This window comes from Kaistella sp. PBT33-4, assembly GCF_029194425.1.
In the GTDB taxonomy this organism is placed as follows: domain Bacteria; phylum Bacteroidota; class Bacteroidia; order Flavobacteriales; family Weeksellaceae; genus Marnyiella.
This window is the reverse complement of the sequence record NZ_JARFYL010000002.1, coordinates 409,423-427,040: the sequence shown is the minus strand read 5'-3', so window position 1 is coordinate 427,040 and position 17,618 is coordinate 409,423. Positions and strand designations below refer to the sequence as shown.

Below are 17,618 nucleotides of genomic sequence, written 5' to 3'. Positions count from 1 at the left end.
TATGGAAACACAAAAGTTTAGTTACGACAATAATATTGTACGGGCCTTTCTATACGCAACCGTCATATTTGGTATCGTAGGGTTTTTATTTGGCCTCACAGCAGCCTTAATGCTGTTTTATCCTGAGCTGCCGGAATTTTTCCTGGGTACAGACGATGATACCATTAAAAGTCTGGCGTCCGGAAACATTCAGGGTCTCATCAATTCCCAGGGTGCCTTCGGTTTTGGACGTATCCGGATGCTGCATACGAGTGCGGTGATCTTCGCGTTTGTATGTAACGGTTTCTTTGCAGGAGCTTATTACTCTACACAGCGTCTGCTGAAAACAAGAATGTGGAGCGACACGCTTTCCTGGATCCATTTCTGGGGTTGGCAGCTGATGATTGTTTCCGTGGTGATCACTTTCTTTATGGGTATAAACACCTCCAAGGAATATGCTGAGCATGAGTGGCCAATCGACATCCTTATCGCTGTGATCTGGATCATCTTCGGGGTGAATATGTTTGGAACGATTGCGATCAGACGTGTACGTCACCTTTATGTGGCTATCTGGTTCTACCTTGGTACCTGGATCGCGATTGCAATGCTTCACATCTTCAACAACCTTGAAGTACCTGTGTCATTTACAGGATGGAAGTCCTACTCTGCTTACGCCGGTGTGAAGGATGCCCTTGTACAGTGGTGGTACGGACATAATGCCGTAGCCTTTGTACTTACGACTCCAATTCTGGGTCTGATGTATTACTTCCTGCCAAAAGCAGCAGACAGACCTGTATTCTCCTATAAGCTATCCATTATCCACTTCTGGTCACTTATCTTTGTTTATATCTGGGCGGGCCCTCACCACCTTCAGTATACGGCTTTACCGGGCTGGGCACAGGCTCTGGCTACCGGTTTCTCCATCATGCTTATTGCACCGTCCTGGGGAGGTATGCTTAACGGACTTCTTACACTTAGAGGTGCCTGGGATAAGGTTAGGGAAAATCCTGTGCTGAAATTCTTCGTAGTTGCAATTACCTGCTACGGTATGGCCACCTTTGAAGGACCGCTTTTAGCAACAAAAACATTAAACAAGATCGGTCACTATACCGACTGGGTTATTGGTCACGTTCACATTGGAGCTTTAGGCTGGAACGGTTTCATGGCCTTCGGTATGATTTACTACTTACTGCCCATCATGTGGAGAACCAAGTTGTGGTCGGTTAAACTGGCTAACTGGCACTTCTGGCTTGGGACATTGGGTATCATTTTCTACGCCGTTCCTTTATATATCTCCGGATTTACCCAGGGATTGATGTGGAAGCAGTTCAACCCGGACGGAACACTTGTATATAAGCAGTGGCTTGATACCGTAACAGCGATTATCCCTTACTATATCATGAGATTTGTAGGTGGATCTCTTTACCTTGTTGGTGCACTCCTTATGGCAGTGAACGTTGTAAAGACAGTAAGACAGGGATCCTTCCAAAAAGAGGTTCCTGCAGAAGCACCCCCACTCGGAAACATCAGCAACAAGAGAAAAGAAGGCGAAGGTGCACACCTTTGGCTGGAAAGAATGCCTGTATACCTTGCTATCCTGTCATTTATTGCAGTGGCAATTGGTGGTGCGGTACAGATCATCCCTACCCTAACCATTAAGGAAAATGTACCTACCATCTCGGCGGTAAAACCTTACTCTCCTTTGGAACTTGAAGGCCGTGACCTGTATATCCGCGAAGGATGTAATGCATGTCACTCACAGATGATCCGTCCTTTCCGTGACGAGGTAGTACGTTTCAACGGTAAGAACGGACAGTATTCCAAAGCGGGAGAATTCGTGTACGACCGTCCGTTCCTTTGGGGTTCAAAAAGAACCGGTCCGGATTTACACAGACAGGGTGGTAAAAACCCAAGTTCATGGCACTACAAGCATATGTATAACCCAAGGTCTACATCTGCAGGATCCATTATGCCACGTTACCCATGGTTAATTACCAATGACCTGGACCGCTCCAACATGACAGCGAAACTGAATCTGATGAAGAATGTGTTCGATGTTCCTTATACCAAACCTGAAATTGATTCTGCAGATCAGTGGGCAAATTCTCAGGCGGCTATGATTGTACAGGAAATCTATAATGAAGCACCCGATTTGAAAGCGGCTTATGCACAGAGACCGGCAGGAGAACTTGAGAAGAAGGAAATCATCGCGCTGATTGCATACCTTCAGAGATTGGGAACGGATATTAAAACGACTGAAATTAAAACTGCCAGTATCGATTAACAGGTAACGCAAAATTCAAGTATTATGATACCTCAAAGTTTAAAGGATATAATGGCAAATGACGACGGCGCTACTTGGCTCCAGATCATTTCATTGCTGCTCCTTATGGTATTCTTCCTCGGCCTTGTATTCTATGTATTCAGCAGGCCAAAGAAACACTACCAGGAAGAGGAAAACGCACCCTTAGACGACGATCAACCTTTTAATACACAAAACTAAATATCATGAAACATAGAACGCCGGTTTATATTAATATCCTGATAATACTGACAATCTTCTTTATACTGTACTATATGTTTGTACAGAACACCTCCTTTATCACTTCGCCTTATTTCTGGGGAACTGCGATTATAAGTATTGTAATGGCATTTATTCACAGTGCGATTGGAGACCTTATCGAGAATGATCAGTTCAAAAAACTGAGCCCGGATGAGCAAAGGGTATACCTGGAAGGGAAGAATACACCTTATTTCAAAAGACTCTATGATGCCGCCTTTAAGAAACAGTCCAGTACTGTAGAGAAGGATATTCTGATCGACCACGGCTTTGACGGTATTATGGAACTGGACAACCAGTTGCCAAAATGGTGGTTAGGTTTGTTCTACTTTGGCGTAGCTTACTGTATCGTTTATATGACTTCCTATTTCCTGACCGATTTTGCAGATCCATATAAGGAATACGAAGCTGAGCATAAGGAGCAGATAGCAAGCATTGAAAAGTGGATGAAGGAAACTCCGCCGCCAACAATTGAGAACGCGGTGTACTCGGCAGATAATATTGCCGCAGGTGAAGAAGTTTTTAAGACAAACTGTATTTCCTGCCATATGGAAGGCGGTAAGGGCGGTATCGGACCAAACCTGACAGATAATTTCTGGATTAACCAACCTGAGAAAACACTCTTCAAAAACGTTTTCCACATGGTTGAAAACGGTTCCCAAAACAACCCTACCATGCAGGCGTTCGGGAAAAATGGTGTACTTAGCGGCTTCGACATCCAAAACGTGGCAGCATATGTGTATCATATCAACCAGGAAAAACCACCGGTTACTCCGGCACAGGGTGGACAGGATCCACAGGGTGACCCGGCCAACTGGGAAGAATAAAAATCAAAAATGAAATAGTATAGGCATAATTCGTTATCGGTTCAACATTGAAAAGGTAACGGATTATGTTTTTTCGGTTAAATATAAATTATGTCAGAAGATACAAAATACAGTGGCGGACAGGGACAGGTGGTCAGTCCCGAAACTTTTCGGGATTCTGTAGGCACCATGGATCAGTCCGGCAAAAGAAAATGGGTATATCCCAGAAAACCCAGAGGCCGGTATACCAATTACCGATATCTGGTTTCAGTTATTTTATTAATCATTTATTTTGGAATCCCCTTTGTCGAGATCAACGGAAATCCTCTACTGCTGATCAACGTTCTGGACCGGGAATTCTATATTGCCGGTAAACCTTTCTATCCGCAGGACTTTTTTATACTGGCACTGGGGGCAATTGCATCTATTGTCTTCATTCTGCTCTTTACGGTGGTTTTCGGCCGGATATTCTGCGGATGGATCTGCCCGCAGACTATTTTCCTCGAAATGATATTCCGCAAAGTGGAATATGCCATTGAAGGCGACCGTAACAAACAGATCCGTCTGGACAACCAGGCCTGGGATACAGAGAAAATATGGAAAAGAGGTTTGAAGTGGACCATCTTTGCGCTGATCTCGGTAATCATTACCCACTTTATGTTCATGTATATCGTGGGATACCGTCGGGTATTCGAAATCATGCGTGAAGGACCTTTCGAAAATCCTACCAATTTCCTGGTAATGATTCTTTTTACAGGCGCTTTCTATTTTGTTTTCGCGTGGTTCCGGGAGCAGGTATGTACATTGGTTTGCCCCTACGGCCGACTTCAGGGTGTGCTTATTGATAAACAGACGATTAATGTTTTCTACGATTTCAAACGTGGCGAAAACCGTGCGAAATGGCGTAAAGGAGAAGACAGACGTGCTGCGGGGAAGGGAGACTGTATTGCCTGCAACCAGTGTGTGGTGGTGTGCCCTACCGGCATTGATATCCGCGACGGCCAGCAGCTGGAATGTGTAAACTGTACGGCCTGCATTGACGCATGTGACGAAGTAATGGTAAAAGTTGGTTTGCCGAAGGGTCTGATCCGCTACGCCACAGAAGACGAGATTGAACAGCAGAAGCCCTTCGTTTTCAGCAACAAGATGAAAGCTTATACAGCCGTACTGATACTTCTTATCGGTTTCCTTGGCTTCCTGCTTTACAACCGCGGTGAAATGGAAGCCAAATTCATTAAGCCTGTAGGTTCATCCTATGTGATCCGCGATGGCAGAATCTATAATACATACAACTACACATTACTTAACAAGACAAACGATAAGAAAGCGGTGACGCTTAAGATTACAAATCCCAACCACGGTACGGTTTCTGCCAACGGCGCACAGACAGTAGTGGTAGATAAAGATAAAATGACCAAAGGGTCAGTATCAGTTTCATTCCCTGAAAACGAAATTACAAGGGCCAAACAGAATATCACTATTGGAATTTACGATCCGGAAGGCAAACTCATAGATGAATACGAAACTTATTTTGAGGGGCCGTTTAAATTACAGTTTTAACTAAAATAAAAATGCTTAAAAAATTCACTTGGGGCCACGGAGTTGCCCTTGCCCTCGGGCTGTTTATCATATTTATCCTTTCCATGATCTTCTACTTCACCAGTACATGGAAAAACTCAGAGCTTATCACAGATGATTATTATGAAGCAGAACTCGCCTATCAGGATGTCATAGATGCCAAGGCACTTGCCGGTGCCCTGCCTGAAAAGCCGGAATACGTACAGGACCAGTCCGGAATCCGCGTTATATTTCCTAAGGATTATAACAACACAAATACACAGTTCACAATAGACCTGCACCGTGCAGAAGACCAAAAGCTGGACGTGATCAAGGAGATGGACCTTGACAGCCGAAACAGCCTCTTTATTCCGGCGGCCGTACTTGCCAAAGGAAATTATGTGTTGCGCGTGCTCTGGACGAGGGCCGATAAAAAATACCAGTTGGATTACGATTTAATATGGTAAAATGGAAAATGCACTATTATTATCAGCGCTGGTACTGGGCATAGGTTCAGGTTTTCACTGCATAGGTATGTGCGGACCCATTGCCATGTCCATGGGACTTACAAGGAAGCAGGCCGCCAACTATCATCTGCAGAATATTACTTATAATCTGGGACGCATAGTCACCTACGCACTATTGGGAGCATTACTGGGCATCGTGGGCCAGGGATTTCAAATAGCAGGACTTCAGCAATATTTAACTGTCGCGGTGGGAATCCTGCTTATTTTCATGGCAGTTTTTTCATTTGGTGGGAGGGATTTTGCATCAAAGATCCCATGGCTGTCGGGCTTACTGCTTCAGGTAAAGAAGAAACTTGCTTCTTTGCTGCAAAAGGCAGATTACCGCTCCCGGTTCACTACCGGTATCCTTAACGGCTTCCTGCCCTGCGGAATGGTGTATATGGCCCTTACAGCGTCGCTGGCTGCCGGCGGCATCTGGCAGGGCGCATTGTTTATGGCCGTTTTCGGACTGGGAACTTTCCCGTTTATGTTCGCAGTGGTTTTACTGGGTAATTTGATGACCAATGCATTCCGGATAAAGATCCTTAAGGTAATTCCGGTTATGATGCTTGTTTTGGGAACCCTTTTCGTTATCCGCGGGATGGAACTGGGAATTCCTTACCTCTCGCCTGCACATGAGGCCATGCAGGTGAACCATAACGGTTCCGAGGAACACCAGCGCGGCGATCACTCCACATGTCATTAACAGACTGAAATGAAATAAATTGAAAATGAAGGCTGCTGTAAGGCAGCCTTTAACTTTGGTCCCTATTTTGAATCAAAAAAGCCAAACTTAAAGATAAAATGCTTAAAAAACTAACGTTAGGATTTGCCGCCGCAGCACTGGGAATTATGCAGTCCTGCTCGGTAAATACTGAAACTACCTACTATAAAGACGCGGCCACCAGTATGGAATCCAGCATATTGATGGACCAAAGCACGATGGGAATTCTGAAGATGCTGAATTCTTCAGGAAAGTCAGAATCACTGCCGGACATTACCAAACTTTCTACAAACTGGCAAAGTCTGTACGATATGCAGAAAGACGGGAAAATTGTGCTGAATGAAAAAGAGGTTGGCGCCTTAAAAAAGATGTATGTAAAAGTAAACCGCCAGAAAGACGAAATCATGGGTCTTTCGCTTAAATACGACAAGCTGATGCCTGAGGAAGTGGCCAGTCTGTTCGCCAGCAGGAAGGAACTGAAATCAATTCCTTTACAGGACATTGCAAGATGGGACGGTGAAAAACTTGAGATCAACACCGAAAAATTCAATATCGCGGAATCGCTTTATGAAATGCAGAAGGTGAAAGTTAACGAAAAGGCAGCTACCCCACGTACAAAACAGGATTCAATAGAGGCCTATGGCCGCCAAATGGCCGGCGGAATCATTGGTATGGCAAAAATGTTTAACGGTAATTTCACCAATACACTTAAATTTCAGAAGCCGATAAAATCAATCGTGGGAAAACATGATTTTGTGGAGCAGGTAGACGACAGGACTGTTAAAATAAACGTGCGCAGTGCGGATATTTGGGACGGTGGTAAAAACCTCAGGAACAAAGACAGGAAAGTGGTTATCTATACCAAATAAAGGCAACTATAACCGCAAGCGGTAATTTACCGCCCAAGTCAAACAAGAAAACCACCCGAAATCAGGTGGTTTTTATATTTTTTGAAGATGAACATGCTATCCAATAAGGTCAAAGCGCGCATATTCCGCTACTTTGGCAGGAAGTTTAATTCCTTCTGTGGTCTGGTTGTTTTCCAGCAGTGCAGCCATAATTCGTGGCAAGGCCAGCGCCGATCCATTAAGCGTGTGTACAAGTTGTGTTTTTCCGGCACCTTTGAATCTGCACTTAAGACGGTTGGCCTGGAAGGTTTCGAAATTAGAAACTGAAGATACTTCCAGCCATTTTTCCTGGGCGGCACTCCACACTTCAAAATCATAGGTCATAGCGGAAGTGAAACCCATATCGCCGCCACAAAGCCTCAGGATGCGGAAAGGCAGTTCCAGATCGGTAAGAAGACCTTTTACATGCTCTACCATCTCTTCCAGTGCAGCATAGGAGTTTTCAGGTTTCTCCAGCCTTACTATCTCAACCTTCTCAAACTGGTGCAGTCTGTTCAAACCGCGTACATGGGCGCCGTAACTACCGGCTTCGCGACGGTAGCACTGGGAAAAAGCTGTATTTTTTACCGGCAGATCTGCTTCATCAATAATCACATCACGATACATATTTGTTACAGGAACCTCGGCCGTAGGGATCAGGTACAGATTGTCTTCATTTACAAAATACATCTGTCCTTCCTTGTCCGGAAGTTGGCCCGTACCATAACCTGAAGCTTCATTTACCGCGTGCGGCGGATTTACCTCTATATATCCGGCTTCCACGTTTCTGTCCAGGAAGAACTGCACCAAAGCGCGCTGCAAACGTGCGCCTTTACCTAAATAAACCGGAAAACCGGCACCGGCAATTTTAACGCCCAGTTCGAAATCAATAAGGTTGTATTTCTTTGCCAGTTCCCAATGCGGGATTGCACCTTCGCCCAAGCCGTGGACATCGTGAGATTGGAATATGATTTCGTTGTCATCGGCAGTTGTTCCGGCCTTTACTTTTTCAAAGGGAATATTGGGAATAAGGTAAAGGATTTCCTGAAGCTTCGCTTCGGAGTCCTTGAGTTGCTGCTGCAGAGTCTGAACGTTTTCCTTGAATTGGGCGGTCTGGACTTTAGCTGCTTCAGCTTCTTCCTTTTTACCTTCTTTCATAAACATGCCGATCTCCTTGGAAATCCGGTTTATCTCCGCAAGGTTCCGGTCCAGATCGAACTGGTATTTCTTTCTGTCATCATCATGACGGATGGCATCATCAACCAAAGAAGACTGTTTAAAATTCCTTTTGGCGAGGCCCTGGAGCACAAGGTCTCTATTATCGCGTAAGTAACTGACTTGTAACATTTCTAATTATTGAATTTTGAAAACTGACGGAAATATGCTGCAGAAAAGCAGGCAAAACCCTGTACAGTGCGAATTTACGGATTATTTGTTTATTTTGATGATATTGGGTGCGCCCGGTGTCTTGGTGAAAACAGGGGCACCGTTATAAAATGCTGTGGAAATCTCGAATACCTGCGGCGTTAAGGTATAATTAAGCACCAGGGTATCATTTGTAACACTCTGTACACTGTCATTCAACTGTTTTCTCATATTAAGCGCAATTCTGGAACGGTAGATTTCTTTATTGCCGGGTAAACTTTCCACCAGGATTCGCCGCGCGCCGGCAGTATACTGTATAAAGGACATATTTGATTCATCTTTCCTAAGGTTGTACTGTACAGGAGCATTATCTGTAAGGCCATCCACATCATTCATCGTAACAGAAATATAGGAACCGGGAAGGGTGTTGTCCAGCATATCCTGGCCCAGCGAATCTATGTAGATGTTCAGCACCTGATCGATCCGCCGGATATCATCCGGATTCTCGCTGCGGCAACTGGCTGCGGACAACAAAGCCACGGCAAGGAAAAATAGCACGTTTTTCATGTTAACAAATATACAGAGTTCCACCGAACCAACCATTTATTTTCGGGTGCGAAGCAACTGCCTAACTAAGGTAAGTTCGTGTTTTGTGGGCAGTAAATCCGTAACTTTAAAAGGTGTTGTTTTATAGAATTGCCAGAACAGGATGCCGGAAGAAAGGCAATAGGAAACGGCAGTCACCACACAGGCACCAATGATGCCCCATTCCGGAATAATAAATACAGACGAAAACACGGTAAAGACAAGTCCCACAAGAGATTTGACGTTCAGTATCCGAAGCCTGTTCACGCCCGCAAAATAAGAGCCTATAATATTACTTACCGCAATGGCAAGAATGCCCGGTGACAAAAGCATGAAGATAAGTTTGGTTTGATGAAAAGCCGCACCGAAGACCAGCGTGTAAACATTTGCCGGAACACAGAGAATTATCAGGATAAAGAATAATGTTACAAGGAAGCTGAGTTTTATGGAGACCTTAGCGGCATCCACCGACTCCAGGTGGTCACTGCTGTTTACCACCTTAGCGTACAGTATGGTGGAAAGGCTCCTGCTTACCGCCCAAATTCCCTCAGAAAGTGCCACACCAATTGAAAATACCCCTACACTGGCAATTCCGCGGTAAACTTCCAAAAAATAGAATGACAGTCTGTAATTCATAAATTGCATCAGCGCGCTCAGCTGTGTTTTCCATCCGTAACTGAACATACTTCGGATTACCGTTCCTGAGAGGGAAAATTCAGAAAATTGGGCAGATTTATAAAGCTGGACGGTGCTGACCAGGAAAAGAGTACCATAACATGCCATTAGGGTGATAAAGTAGGCATCAAGACTGTCAAAACCAAAGATATAGACCGCAGCCAGCAGGAACACCAGATGTACACCCTGCTGAAGGATGGTGTAAAGATTAAATTTCGGGATATCCTGTTTGCCTATGAAATAGTTGATATTTGCTGTTAGTAATGAAAACAGCACAGACAGAAGCACAAGGTAACTTAAATCATAAACCGGACGTATCGAAAAATGGACTACCAGCGGTATGGAAATACCCACCACTATGGACCAGATATAGGCTACGCCAAGTATATCAGCTGTTTTATATCTTGAAGTAAGATAAGTAATGCTGCCCACGAAAACATTGCTGAAAAATCCGATTATGGACAGATCGGCAATAAGCATGGAAATGCTTCCCTTCCCCTGGCTGCCCCAAACATTGGTAGAAAAAATGATGATTCCAAAGTTGAGAACCAAAATAAGTGCCCGCGAGAGAAAAGTATGGATGAAGGTTTTCTGCATCCACTTAATTTTTACCGTTGATTACAAATTCCTTGAAAGAGGCTTTGATCCTGTCCCAATTATATTTTTTCTGAAATGATTTACGGGCGTTGTGTGCATACCTGTTGTACTCCATTGGGTTATCCAGCCACCTTTCAATATGGCTTGCAATAGCAGCACTGTCCTCAGGGTTTACCAGATAACCGAAATCCAAGACATCCACACCTTTACGCGTAGCTTTCAGGTCGGAGTAAATTACGGGTTTTCCTGCGGCAGCGTAGTAAAAGATCTTTATCGGAAGGCAGTGGTGGTTCTCAAAGGTCACAGGCCTCAAATCAAAACAGACATCAGCATCTGTAAGGCTTATGGTGAAGGATTCCAGACTCACAGGTTGAAGAATCCTGATGTTCTCCCACTGGTATTTCTGTAGAAGTCTGTCAAAGTACGTCTTCCCATCCTCACTTGCTGAACTTCCGACTAGCAGGATATTTATTCTAAGGTTGGGTCGGCGGGTGCGCAATTCAGCAGCAGCATTAAAAAAATTCTCAATTCCTTTCTCCCTGCTGAAGGTTCCTGTATAAGCCAAAGTAATGCGGTCCCGGCTCAATACATTAATCTTTTCAGTTATATACCCTGGCGCGGGATAATAAGGTAAAAGTAATTTTCTTTTGAAGGGAAATATCCTGGAAAGCGGAAACTTCTTACTGGACTCACCGAATATAAACAGGTCACTTACTGCCCCCGCATAAATATGAATGAGCAAAAACCTTAGTGCCTGCAGGGGTTTAAGCAGATCAGGGTAAGGAGCAACCATTCTGGCGGAAGGATACCATTCGGTAATATCGTAGATGACGGTTGCGCGATGCTTCTTTGTATACCTGTATGCGGCAATAACAGCCAGTGGTTCAGAACAAATGATGCGGTCCGGATTAAAACCTTCGCAAACCTTACGAAAATATTCCAGTTTACTGGCGGTACCACTGTTAAGAATATGGCGTGACTCAATTTCCACACCCTCCAGTTGACCTGCATAGTCTGAGCTCAGACTGGATACTTTCACCCTATGCCCCTGTGACCTCAGTTCTTTGGCCTGATGATGAAAAATCCTGTCATCATTGTAACTGTGTGCAGTTGTAAGAAATAGGATTTTAAGCATGGGCAATTAGAGGATAAGTCTCAGGCTGCACAGCGAAAATATTCCCTGTCAGGGATTTCGCCTTATTGTTAACTTATGTAAATACCTGCCCAGCTTTTATTCAGTGGCAGCAGGAAGTCGCTGAGGAAAGCGATATAGCTGTTCTTTGAAAAATCAAAAACCTCAATGTCCTGAGAGATGTTGCCTTCCTTCAAACCTTTTCGGAACTCCTGTAGTTTCATGGTTTTCACTTCACCATCCTCTACAAAACTGGCTTTCATCCTGTCAAAAAGTCCCAGGTTAAATTCCTGATCCAGCTCCCGCATAATGCCACTCAGCGAGTCGATGGAGCAACCGGAAGCAGCTTCCTTTTCCTCATCAACACAAACAATGATAAATTGGTTCTTTTCTATCTTGAAGGACGAAGATAACGGTTTCCCGTGTGCTGCCCAAGTAGCCAGGAAATCGTAGAGTTTTTCTGCTATTACCTTACTCTCCTTTGGTGTGAAAGGACGCGACGCAGGATAAATAATTACCCGGTAGTCGTTGGTTTCTGTTATATTGGATTCTTCGATTTTCATAGATTTAGATATTAGATGTTAGATTTTAGATTTCAGACATTTGTACATCTGAAATCTAATGTCTGAAATCTCATGTCTAGCTAGAGATCTTCAGCTTCGGCCAGGAGTTCAACAATATCCTTAACCTCCACTTCCGTATTTTTATTGAAATGCTTAATTCCGTCTGTCATCATAGTATTACAGAATGGGCAACCTGTTGCAATGATGTTTGGAGTTTCAGCCAAAGCTTCTTCTGTCCTTTCCACATTGATGTCCTTATTCCCTTTTTCAGGCTCCTTAAACATCTGGGCACCTCCCGCACCACAGCACAAACCGTTTGTCCGGCAGCGCTTCATCTCTACGAGTTCGGCATCAAGTTTTTCCAAAAGCATACGCGGAGCCTCGTATTCGTTGTTCCCGCGACCCAGATAACAGGGATCATGGAAGGTGATTTTCTTTCCTTTGAAACTTCCGCCTTCAATCTTCAGCCTTCCTTCCTCCATCAGCTGTTTCAGGAATTGCGTATGGTGAATCACTTCATAATTTCCACCCAGGTTTGGATATTCATTCTTGATTGTATTGAAACAGTGCGGACAGGCTGTTACGATTTTCTTTACAGCGTAAGCATTCAGGATTTCAATGTTGGTAAGCGCCATCATCTGGAAAACAAATTCGTTTCCGGCACGTTTTGCAGGATCACCCGTACAGCTTTCCTCAGGTCCGAGTACGGCAAATTCAACATTTATTTTATTAAGAATTTTGCAGAAAGCACGTGTAATCTTCTTGGCGCGGTCGTCAAAACTGCCGGCGCAGCCCACCCAAAAAAGTACTTCGGGAGATTTTCCTTCGGCAGCATATTCTGCCATTGTTTTTATAGTAAAATCCATTATTTAATTTGCTAATTAGTTGATGTGATGATGTGGCCTGCACTAATAAATGCGCACTATCCTGTTTTCAAAGCATCATTTTAGTCTTTTGCCCAGTTTAACCTGTCGGCCTGATTGTACTGCCATGGTGCGGCATTGTTCTCCACATTGGTCATCATCAGATTCAGTTCCTGTGGTGCCGCCGACTGTTCCATTACGAGGAAGCGGCGCATTTCCATAATGATGGATAATGGGTCTATAAGTACCGGACAGGCCTCCACACAGGCATTGCAGGTGGTACAGGCCCAGATTTCCTCCCGCTGGATATGGTCGTCCAGCAGCTTCCGCCCATCGTCTTCCCACTTACCGTTTTTATTAATAACTTTCGCTACCTCTTCTACACGGTCACGGGTATCCATCATGATTTTACGCGGCGATAATTTTTTGCCGGTAATGTTTGCCGGACAAACAGCGGTACATCTTCCGCATTCGGTGCAGGAATAAGCATTTAATAACTGCACCTGATTGAGGTCAAAAATATCGTTGGCTCCAAACTTCTCCGGCACCGCATTGGGATCAGCATCGGGCTGCGCCGCGTAAGGATCGGCATTGGGATCCATCATGAGCTTGATTTCAGCTGTAACCGAGGCCAGGTTTTTGAATTTACCCTTAGGCTCCAGATTAGCATACCACGTATTCGGGAAAGCCAGGATAATGTGCAGGTGCTTTGAGTAATAAAGATAGTTCATGAAGAATAAAATCCCCAGAAAGTGAAACCACCAGGCACCACGCTCAATGAAAGTTAATGTACCGTCGGACAGGCCCGTGAACAGCGGTGCAATAATATCCGACGAAACAGGAAAACTACCGTGAGCATCGTACACACCTCTGTGCTGAAGCAACCAGTCTGAAGCATTCATCGTGAAGAAGGCTGTCATCAGGGCAAATTCAATAATAAGGATCCAGTTGGCATCCTGTTTAGGCCAGCCAAAAAGCTCCTTCATCGTAAGCCTTTTCACACCATAGAAATTACGTCTGATAAAGAAGATGACAACCGCAATTATAACCAATAAGGCCAAAACCTCCAGTATGGCAGTAAAGATTCCATAAGCAGAATCTCCGATGACAGAAGCCAGAAAACGGTGGGTTCCAAAGATACCATCCACCATAATTTCCAGCAACTCAATATTGATGATTACAAAGCCTACATAAACGAAAAGGTGCAGAATGGCTGCGATGGGACGCTTGCCCATTTTGCTCTGCCCCATGGCTACTTTTGCCATTGTACGCCAGCGGTCTCCCGGACGGTCTGTACGGTCGATAGGGCGACCCAACTTAATGTTTCTGTAAATTTCTTTCAGACTTCTGAAAAACAGTCCAAAACCCAAAACAAGGGCAATCAGGAAAATAATATTGTCAATATATTGCATATTGAAAAGGAGTTTTAGTCTTTGGTATTCTTGCCGAATACGGAAAAGTTCAGGTAACGTTTCGGGTTGGCTTTCAGATCCTCAATTAAAGCATTAAGATTATTGGATGCTGAATTGAGATTGTTATAAAGTTCTTCGTCCTTCATTACTTTTCCAAGGGAGCCTTCTCCCCTGTCTATTCCGGAAATTACGTTATTCAGTTTGCTTACTGTAGCATCCAGATTGGCTACAGTGGCATTAAGCTTTTGCGTATCGATGCTTTCTGCCAAACGACCGTATTTATCAACAGCCGTATTAGCCGTAATCATCGTTGCATTGGCATTATCCAGTACACGCTGAAGTTTTGGGTCGTTATTCGCAACTAAGGCGTTTGCCTGGCGGCTTGTAGTCTCGAAGGCTGCCACAGTCCGGTTCAGACTGATGAGCAAGGCACGGATCTCTGCCCGGTTTCTGTCATCCAATACCTGATTAGCACTGTATGCGAGTGAATCCACTTTCTTAAGCACTTCCTGCAACTGATCCTTAACAGGACCTACCTGCTCACCAAGGTTATTGATTAAAGAAGGTTTGTAATTTCCGACAAGAGTGTCGCCGTCTTTGGCTATAGCCCCTTTGTAAGCGAGATTGATACGCATTTCCTTGGCCGACATGATGCCGGGTTCAAAAACCTCAACTACAGATTCTTTTGAAAATTTAAAATCATTGTCTACAGCAAACGAAATTACAAAATACACCCGCCCGTTCTTGTCCGTCACCGGAATAATATTGTTTACCTGTCCCACTTTAAGTCCATTGATAGAAACCTTGCTGGCGGGCTCAATACCTTCCACATTATCATATTTTGCATAGAAAATATTGTCGGTTGTAAAGAGGCTTTTGCCTTTCATAAATTGAAAAATCAGCACAAAGCCGACAATGGAAAGCACAGCAATAAGCCCTGCTTTTATCTCTTTTGATAATTTCATCTAATTGGTATAACTTAAGTCTAGCAAAGATAGGATTTTTTCTCCATCTCCAATTTGAAAAAACCGGGCCAAAAAAAGCGGCTACTGAGAGCCGCTTCATTATTAATTTCTTATTGGGTTACCCCTTTGTCCCAGACTTCAATTCTGTAGTCCTTGATGTCGGCATTATCCTGCAGACTCTTGATGAATGACTGGCCGAAGAAATTAGCGTTCTGCTGCATCATTGATTCGGTCATTTGCTTAATGTCCCCAGGCTGTTTGTTCATTGTTTCGGACTTTTTAAGTACTACATAAACACCGGTCATGCCTTCCACAGGTTTGCTCACTTTGCCTTTGGCTACGCCAAATGCTGCGCCTGCAACACGTGGCTCCATGGAACCGCCAACAGATGGGTTCAGAAGATTTACCTGCGCATTCAGTTTTCCTGTTCCAAACAGTTTTGCTACCTGATCCAGGCTGCCTGCTTTAGCTGCATTCATCTTCTCAATAATTTTCTTGGCTGCCAACTGATTTTTCACAATTGGCTCAATCTGATCTCTAACGGATTCAGGGTCGGCCAGGCCTTTTTCCTGTTTACCGTTCAACATAACAACTACACGGTCGCCGGTACCGTCAACCACGAAGAATTCAGTATCTCCTTTTTCCCTTTTCTTATCAAATGCCCAGGCAATGATTTCTGAATCTTTAGGCGTTCCAAGTCCTGAAATCTGACCTTCAAATCTTTTCACCATTTTAGGGTTACTGAACATATAGTTGCCTTTTTTGGCAATATTGGCAAAATCGTTAAACGACTTACCCTGGACTTGCTGGATAAAACGTCTGGCATTCTTGTCCACTGCATTCTCTGTTTGCTCAGAGGGAGTAACCGCTTTCACGATGTTGGCCAGTTTATAGGTCATGGACCCTGATTTCTTGTCTTCAATATTGATGATGTGATATCCGAAACTGGATTCCTGAACACCTGTAGCGCCTTTAGGATTGCTCATCAGGAAATTGAGGTAGGCCGGATCAAATGGTGAAGCAGGAGTTACCCAACCCACACTTCCGTTTCTCTCAACCGCGCCGGGCTCATCTGAGATTTTAAGACCATCAGCAAAAGCGGCCGCGTTTCCCTTGATTATGGCATAAAGACTGTCGGCAGTTTTCTTCGCCTGCTCCTTTGTTCGGGTAGCTGTTGATCTCTGTGCACCCTGATAGGCAATCAGGATATGTTTTGAAAGCACGGAATCTGAAGGTTTGCGGTCCAGCATTTTGGAAAGCACATATACATTCTGCTCTTTATACGGTCCGGTAATCTGACCCGGAGCTGCAGTCTTCACCCACTCTCTGATGGATGGCGGCAGCTCGTTCTCGCCAAGATATCTGTTATCATAAGGCATATCGGAGTTCAGCATCACAAACATGGAATCGCTGGCGGTATTCTGAAAATTCTCCACCACACCACCATTGGTATTACCACCGGTAAGAAGGCCTGTGATCTCTTTAAGTTTGGCAGCATCGTCCTGTGCACTAGCCTGCGCAGGGAAATATACCACTCCAAGGTTTACACTTGCATCAGTCTTATAGGTATTTGGGTACTTCTTGATATAGGCCGCAAGATCTTCAGAAGTCACCTTTATAGGATTCTTCTGCAGGAAAGATGCGTAATCTACTTTTACATAATCAATGTCGGCAAGATTGTCACGCTGCCTAATCATCTCCTCCACTTCCTTTTTACCTACAGTAACACCGGAATTGATATTGGAAATAAGTTCACGCGCCATCATTCTGTACTCAATGGATTTTCTCATTTTATTCCATTGGTTCAATGACTGTATATCGCCGCTATTCTGAAGAGTCTCTACCTGCTTCTTAATTTCCTGCAGACGGAAGTTCCCTTTTTCATCAAAATTTTCAGGATTTTGGGCAAACATAGGATCAAACTGAAGCTGGCTCCAGAAGTAATCATCGGTCATTTCCAGACCCATTTTCTCAAACTGTTGTTTGATAAGCTTGCTCTGGACCATCATCTGCCATGCCTGCTCTTCCAGACCGGTAGCGGGCTGACCCTGTTGCTGGGCCTGCTGCTGCAGGATAAAAAGCTGATCAGAATACTCCTCACGTGTAATCTCGTCCCCATTTACCTTTCCCAGAATGTTTGGATCCTTCCCAAAAAGCTTGTCAAACGTATCCGGATTTACCAGAAACGCCAGCAGCGCCAGGGCGATGATTCCCATTAATAAAATCGGTCGTTTCCTAATTTCACCTAAAATTGCCATTATATTGTAATATATATTTTATCAGTCAGCGAAAATACACATTTTTAAGAAACAAGAGAAATATCGTTTCAATTTTATGTTGGAAGCCTGTCCTGGTGTTTATAAAGGAAATTTTGTCCGCATTCTTTTGTGAAAATTTCATTGGCACAGGAATTGGGAAACCTGCCTCTACAGATTGCCTCCC

At 44.2% G+C, this 17,618-nt stretch carries 16 protein-coding genes; 7 read left to right on the top strand and 9 right to left on the bottom strand.

Annotated features, from left to right (window positions below; translation table 11 throughout):
• Position 1: 1 nt before the first annotated feature.
• The 7 genes from ccoN to P0M11_RS04930 all read left to right on the top strand — a co-directional run bounded on the left by ccoN (position 2) and on the right by P0M11_RS04930 (position 7,001).
• On the top strand, positions 2-2,263 hold the full coding sequence (gene ccoN / locus P0M11_RS04960; RefSeq protein WP_275624705.1) for a cytochrome-c oxidase, cbb3-type subunit I: 2,262 nt from the start codon (positions 2-4) through the stop codon (positions 2,261-2,263).
• A 24-nt stretch (positions 2,264-2,287) separates the two neighbouring features.
• Positions 2,288-2,482, top strand: coding sequence for a cbb3-type cytochrome c oxidase subunit 3 (locus tag P0M11_RS04955; RefSeq protein ID WP_275624704.1), 195 nt, complete (start codon positions 2,288-2,290; stop codon positions 2,480-2,482).
• A gap of 5 nt (positions 2,483-2,487) precedes the next feature.
• Positions 2,488-3,366, top strand: coding sequence for a cbb3-type cytochrome c oxidase N-terminal domain-containing protein (locus P0M11_RS04950; RefSeq protein WP_275624703.1), 879 nt, complete (start codon positions 2,488-2,490; stop codon positions 3,364-3,366).
• 90 nt (positions 3,367-3,456) lie between these two features.
• Positions 3,457-4,905: a cytochrome c oxidase accessory protein CcoG gene (ccoG, locus tag P0M11_RS04945; RefSeq protein WP_158063142.1), complete on the top strand. Its 1,449-nt coding sequence runs from the start codon at positions 3,457-3,459 to the stop codon at positions 4,903-4,905.
• An 11-nt stretch (positions 4,906-4,916) separates the two neighbouring features.
• Positions 4,917-5,369: a FixH family protein gene (locus tag P0M11_RS04940; protein ID WP_275624702.1), complete on the top strand. Its 453-nt coding sequence runs from the start codon at positions 4,917-4,919 to the stop codon at positions 5,367-5,369.
• 1 nt (position 5,370) lies between these two features.
• Positions 5,371-6,114, top strand: coding sequence for a sulfite exporter TauE/SafE family protein (locus P0M11_RS04935; protein WP_275624701.1), 744 nt, complete (start codon positions 5,371-5,373; stop codon positions 6,112-6,114).
• A gap of 98 nt (positions 6,115-6,212) precedes the next feature.
• Complete coding sequence (locus P0M11_RS04930) at positions 6,213-7,001, top strand: hypothetical protein (RefSeq protein ID WP_275624700.1); 789 nt, start codon at positions 6,213-6,215, stop codon at positions 6,999-7,001.
• A 96-nt stretch (positions 7,002-7,097) separates the two neighbouring features.
• Here the strand turns inward: P0M11_RS04930 and serS are convergent, their stop codons facing one another.
• The 9 genes from serS to P0M11_RS04885 all read right to left on the bottom strand — a co-directional run bounded on the left by serS (position 7,098) and on the right by P0M11_RS04885 (position 17,434).
• Positions 7,098-8,366 (bottom strand): serine--tRNA ligase, encoded by a 1,269-nt coding sequence (gene serS, locus P0M11_RS04925; RefSeq protein WP_275624699.1) that lies wholly within the window; start codon positions 8,364-8,366, stop codon positions 7,098-7,100.
• A gap of 81 nt (positions 8,367-8,447) precedes the next feature.
• Positions 8,448-8,951 carry a hypothetical protein gene (locus P0M11_RS04920; protein WP_275624698.1) on the bottom strand — a complete coding sequence of 168 codons (504 nt, stop codon included), beginning with the start codon at positions 8,949-8,951 and terminating at the stop codon, positions 8,448-8,450.
• 36 nt (positions 8,952-8,987) lie between these two features.
• On the bottom strand, positions 8,988-10,241 hold the full coding sequence (locus P0M11_RS04915) for a polysaccharide biosynthesis C-terminal domain-containing protein (protein WP_275624697.1): 1,254 nt from the start codon (positions 10,239-10,241) through the stop codon (positions 8,988-8,990).
• 4 nt (positions 10,242-10,245) lie between these two features.
• Positions 10,246-11,376: a glycosyltransferase gene (locus tag P0M11_RS04910; protein ID WP_275624696.1), complete on the bottom strand. Its 1,131-nt coding sequence runs from the start codon at positions 11,374-11,376 to the stop codon at positions 10,246-10,248.
• A 68-nt stretch (positions 11,377-11,444) separates the two neighbouring features.
• Complete coding sequence (locus P0M11_RS04905; protein WP_275624695.1) at positions 11,445-11,936, bottom strand: hypothetical protein; 492 nt, start codon at positions 11,934-11,936, stop codon at positions 11,445-11,447.
• Between the two features lie 80 nt (positions 11,937-12,016).
• Positions 12,017-12,802 (bottom strand): (Fe-S)-binding protein, encoded by a 786-nt coding sequence (locus P0M11_RS04900; RefSeq protein ID WP_275624694.1) that lies wholly within the window; start codon positions 12,800-12,802, stop codon positions 12,017-12,019.
• 80 nt (positions 12,803-12,882) lie between these two features.
• Positions 12,883-14,211 carry a (Fe-S)-binding protein gene (locus P0M11_RS04895; protein WP_275624693.1) on the bottom strand — a complete coding sequence of 443 codons (1,329 nt, stop codon included), beginning with the start codon at positions 14,209-14,211 and terminating at the stop codon, positions 12,883-12,885.
• A 14-nt stretch (positions 14,212-14,225) separates the two neighbouring features.
• Positions 14,226-15,176: an MlaD family protein gene (locus P0M11_RS04890; RefSeq protein WP_275624692.1), complete on the bottom strand. Its 951-nt coding sequence runs from the start codon at positions 15,174-15,176 to the stop codon at positions 14,226-14,228.
• A 110-nt stretch (positions 15,177-15,286) separates the two neighbouring features.
• Entirely contained in the window at positions 15,287-17,434 is a 2,148-nt protein-coding gene (locus P0M11_RS04885) for a SurA N-terminal domain-containing protein (RefSeq protein WP_275624691.1), read from the bottom strand.
• Positions 17,435-17,618: the final 184 nt, after the last annotated feature.

Coding starts and splice junctions, on each gene's coding strand:
- P0M11_RS04950 (WP_275624703.1), top strand. CDS start 2,488: ATGAAACATAGAACGCCGGTTTATATTAATATCCTGATAATACTGACA.
- P0M11_RS04895 (WP_275624693.1), bottom strand. CDS start 14,211: ATGCAATATATTGACAATATTATTTTCCTGATTGCCCTTGTTTTGGGT.
- P0M11_RS04905 (WP_275624695.1), bottom strand. CDS start 11,936: ATGAAAATCGAAGAATCCAATATAACAGAAACCAACGACTACCGGGTA.
- P0M11_RS04915 (WP_275624697.1), bottom strand. CDS start 10,241: ATGCAGAAAACCTTCATCCATACTTTTCTCTCGCGGGCACTTATTTTG.
- P0M11_RS04940 (WP_275624702.1), top strand. CDS start 4,917: ATGCTTAAAAAATTCACTTGGGGCCACGGAGTTGCCCTTGCCCTCGGG.
- P0M11_RS04930 (WP_275624700.1), top strand. CDS start 6,213: ATGCTTAAAAAACTAACGTTAGGATTTGCCGCCGCAGCACTGGGAATT.
- P0M11_RS04935 (WP_275624701.1), top strand. CDS start 5,371: ATGGAAAATGCACTATTATTATCAGCGCTGGTACTGGGCATAGGTTCA.
- P0M11_RS04910 (WP_275624696.1), bottom strand. CDS start 11,376: ATGCTTAAAATCCTATTTCTTACAACTGCACACAGTTACAATGATGAC.
- P0M11_RS04920 (WP_275624698.1), bottom strand. CDS start 8,951: ATGAAAAACGTGCTATTTTTCCTTGCCGTGGCTTTGTTGTCCGCAGCC.
- serS (WP_275624699.1), bottom strand. CDS start 8,366: ATGTTACAAGTCAGTTACTTACGCGATAATAGAGACCTTGTGCTCCAG.
- P0M11_RS04900 (WP_275624694.1), bottom strand. CDS start 12,802: ATGGATTTTACTATAAAAACAATGGCAGAATATGCTGCCGAAGGAAAA.
- ccoG (WP_158063142.1), top strand. CDS start 3,457: ATGTCAGAAGATACAAAATACAGTGGCGGACAGGGACAGGTGGTCAGT.
- P0M11_RS04885 (WP_275624691.1), bottom strand. CDS start 17,434: ATGGCAATTTTAGGTGAAATTAGGAAACGACCGATTTTATTAATGGGA.
- P0M11_RS04890 (WP_275624692.1), bottom strand. CDS start 15,176: ATGAAATTATCAAAAGAGATAAAAGCAGGGCTTATTGCTGTGCTTTCC.
- ccoN (WP_275624705.1), top strand. CDS start 2: ATGGAAACACAAAAGTTTAGTTACGACAATAATATTGTACGGGCCTTT.
- P0M11_RS04955 (WP_275624704.1), top strand. CDS start 2,288: ATGATACCTCAAAGTTTAAAGGATATAATGGCAAATGACGACGGCGCT.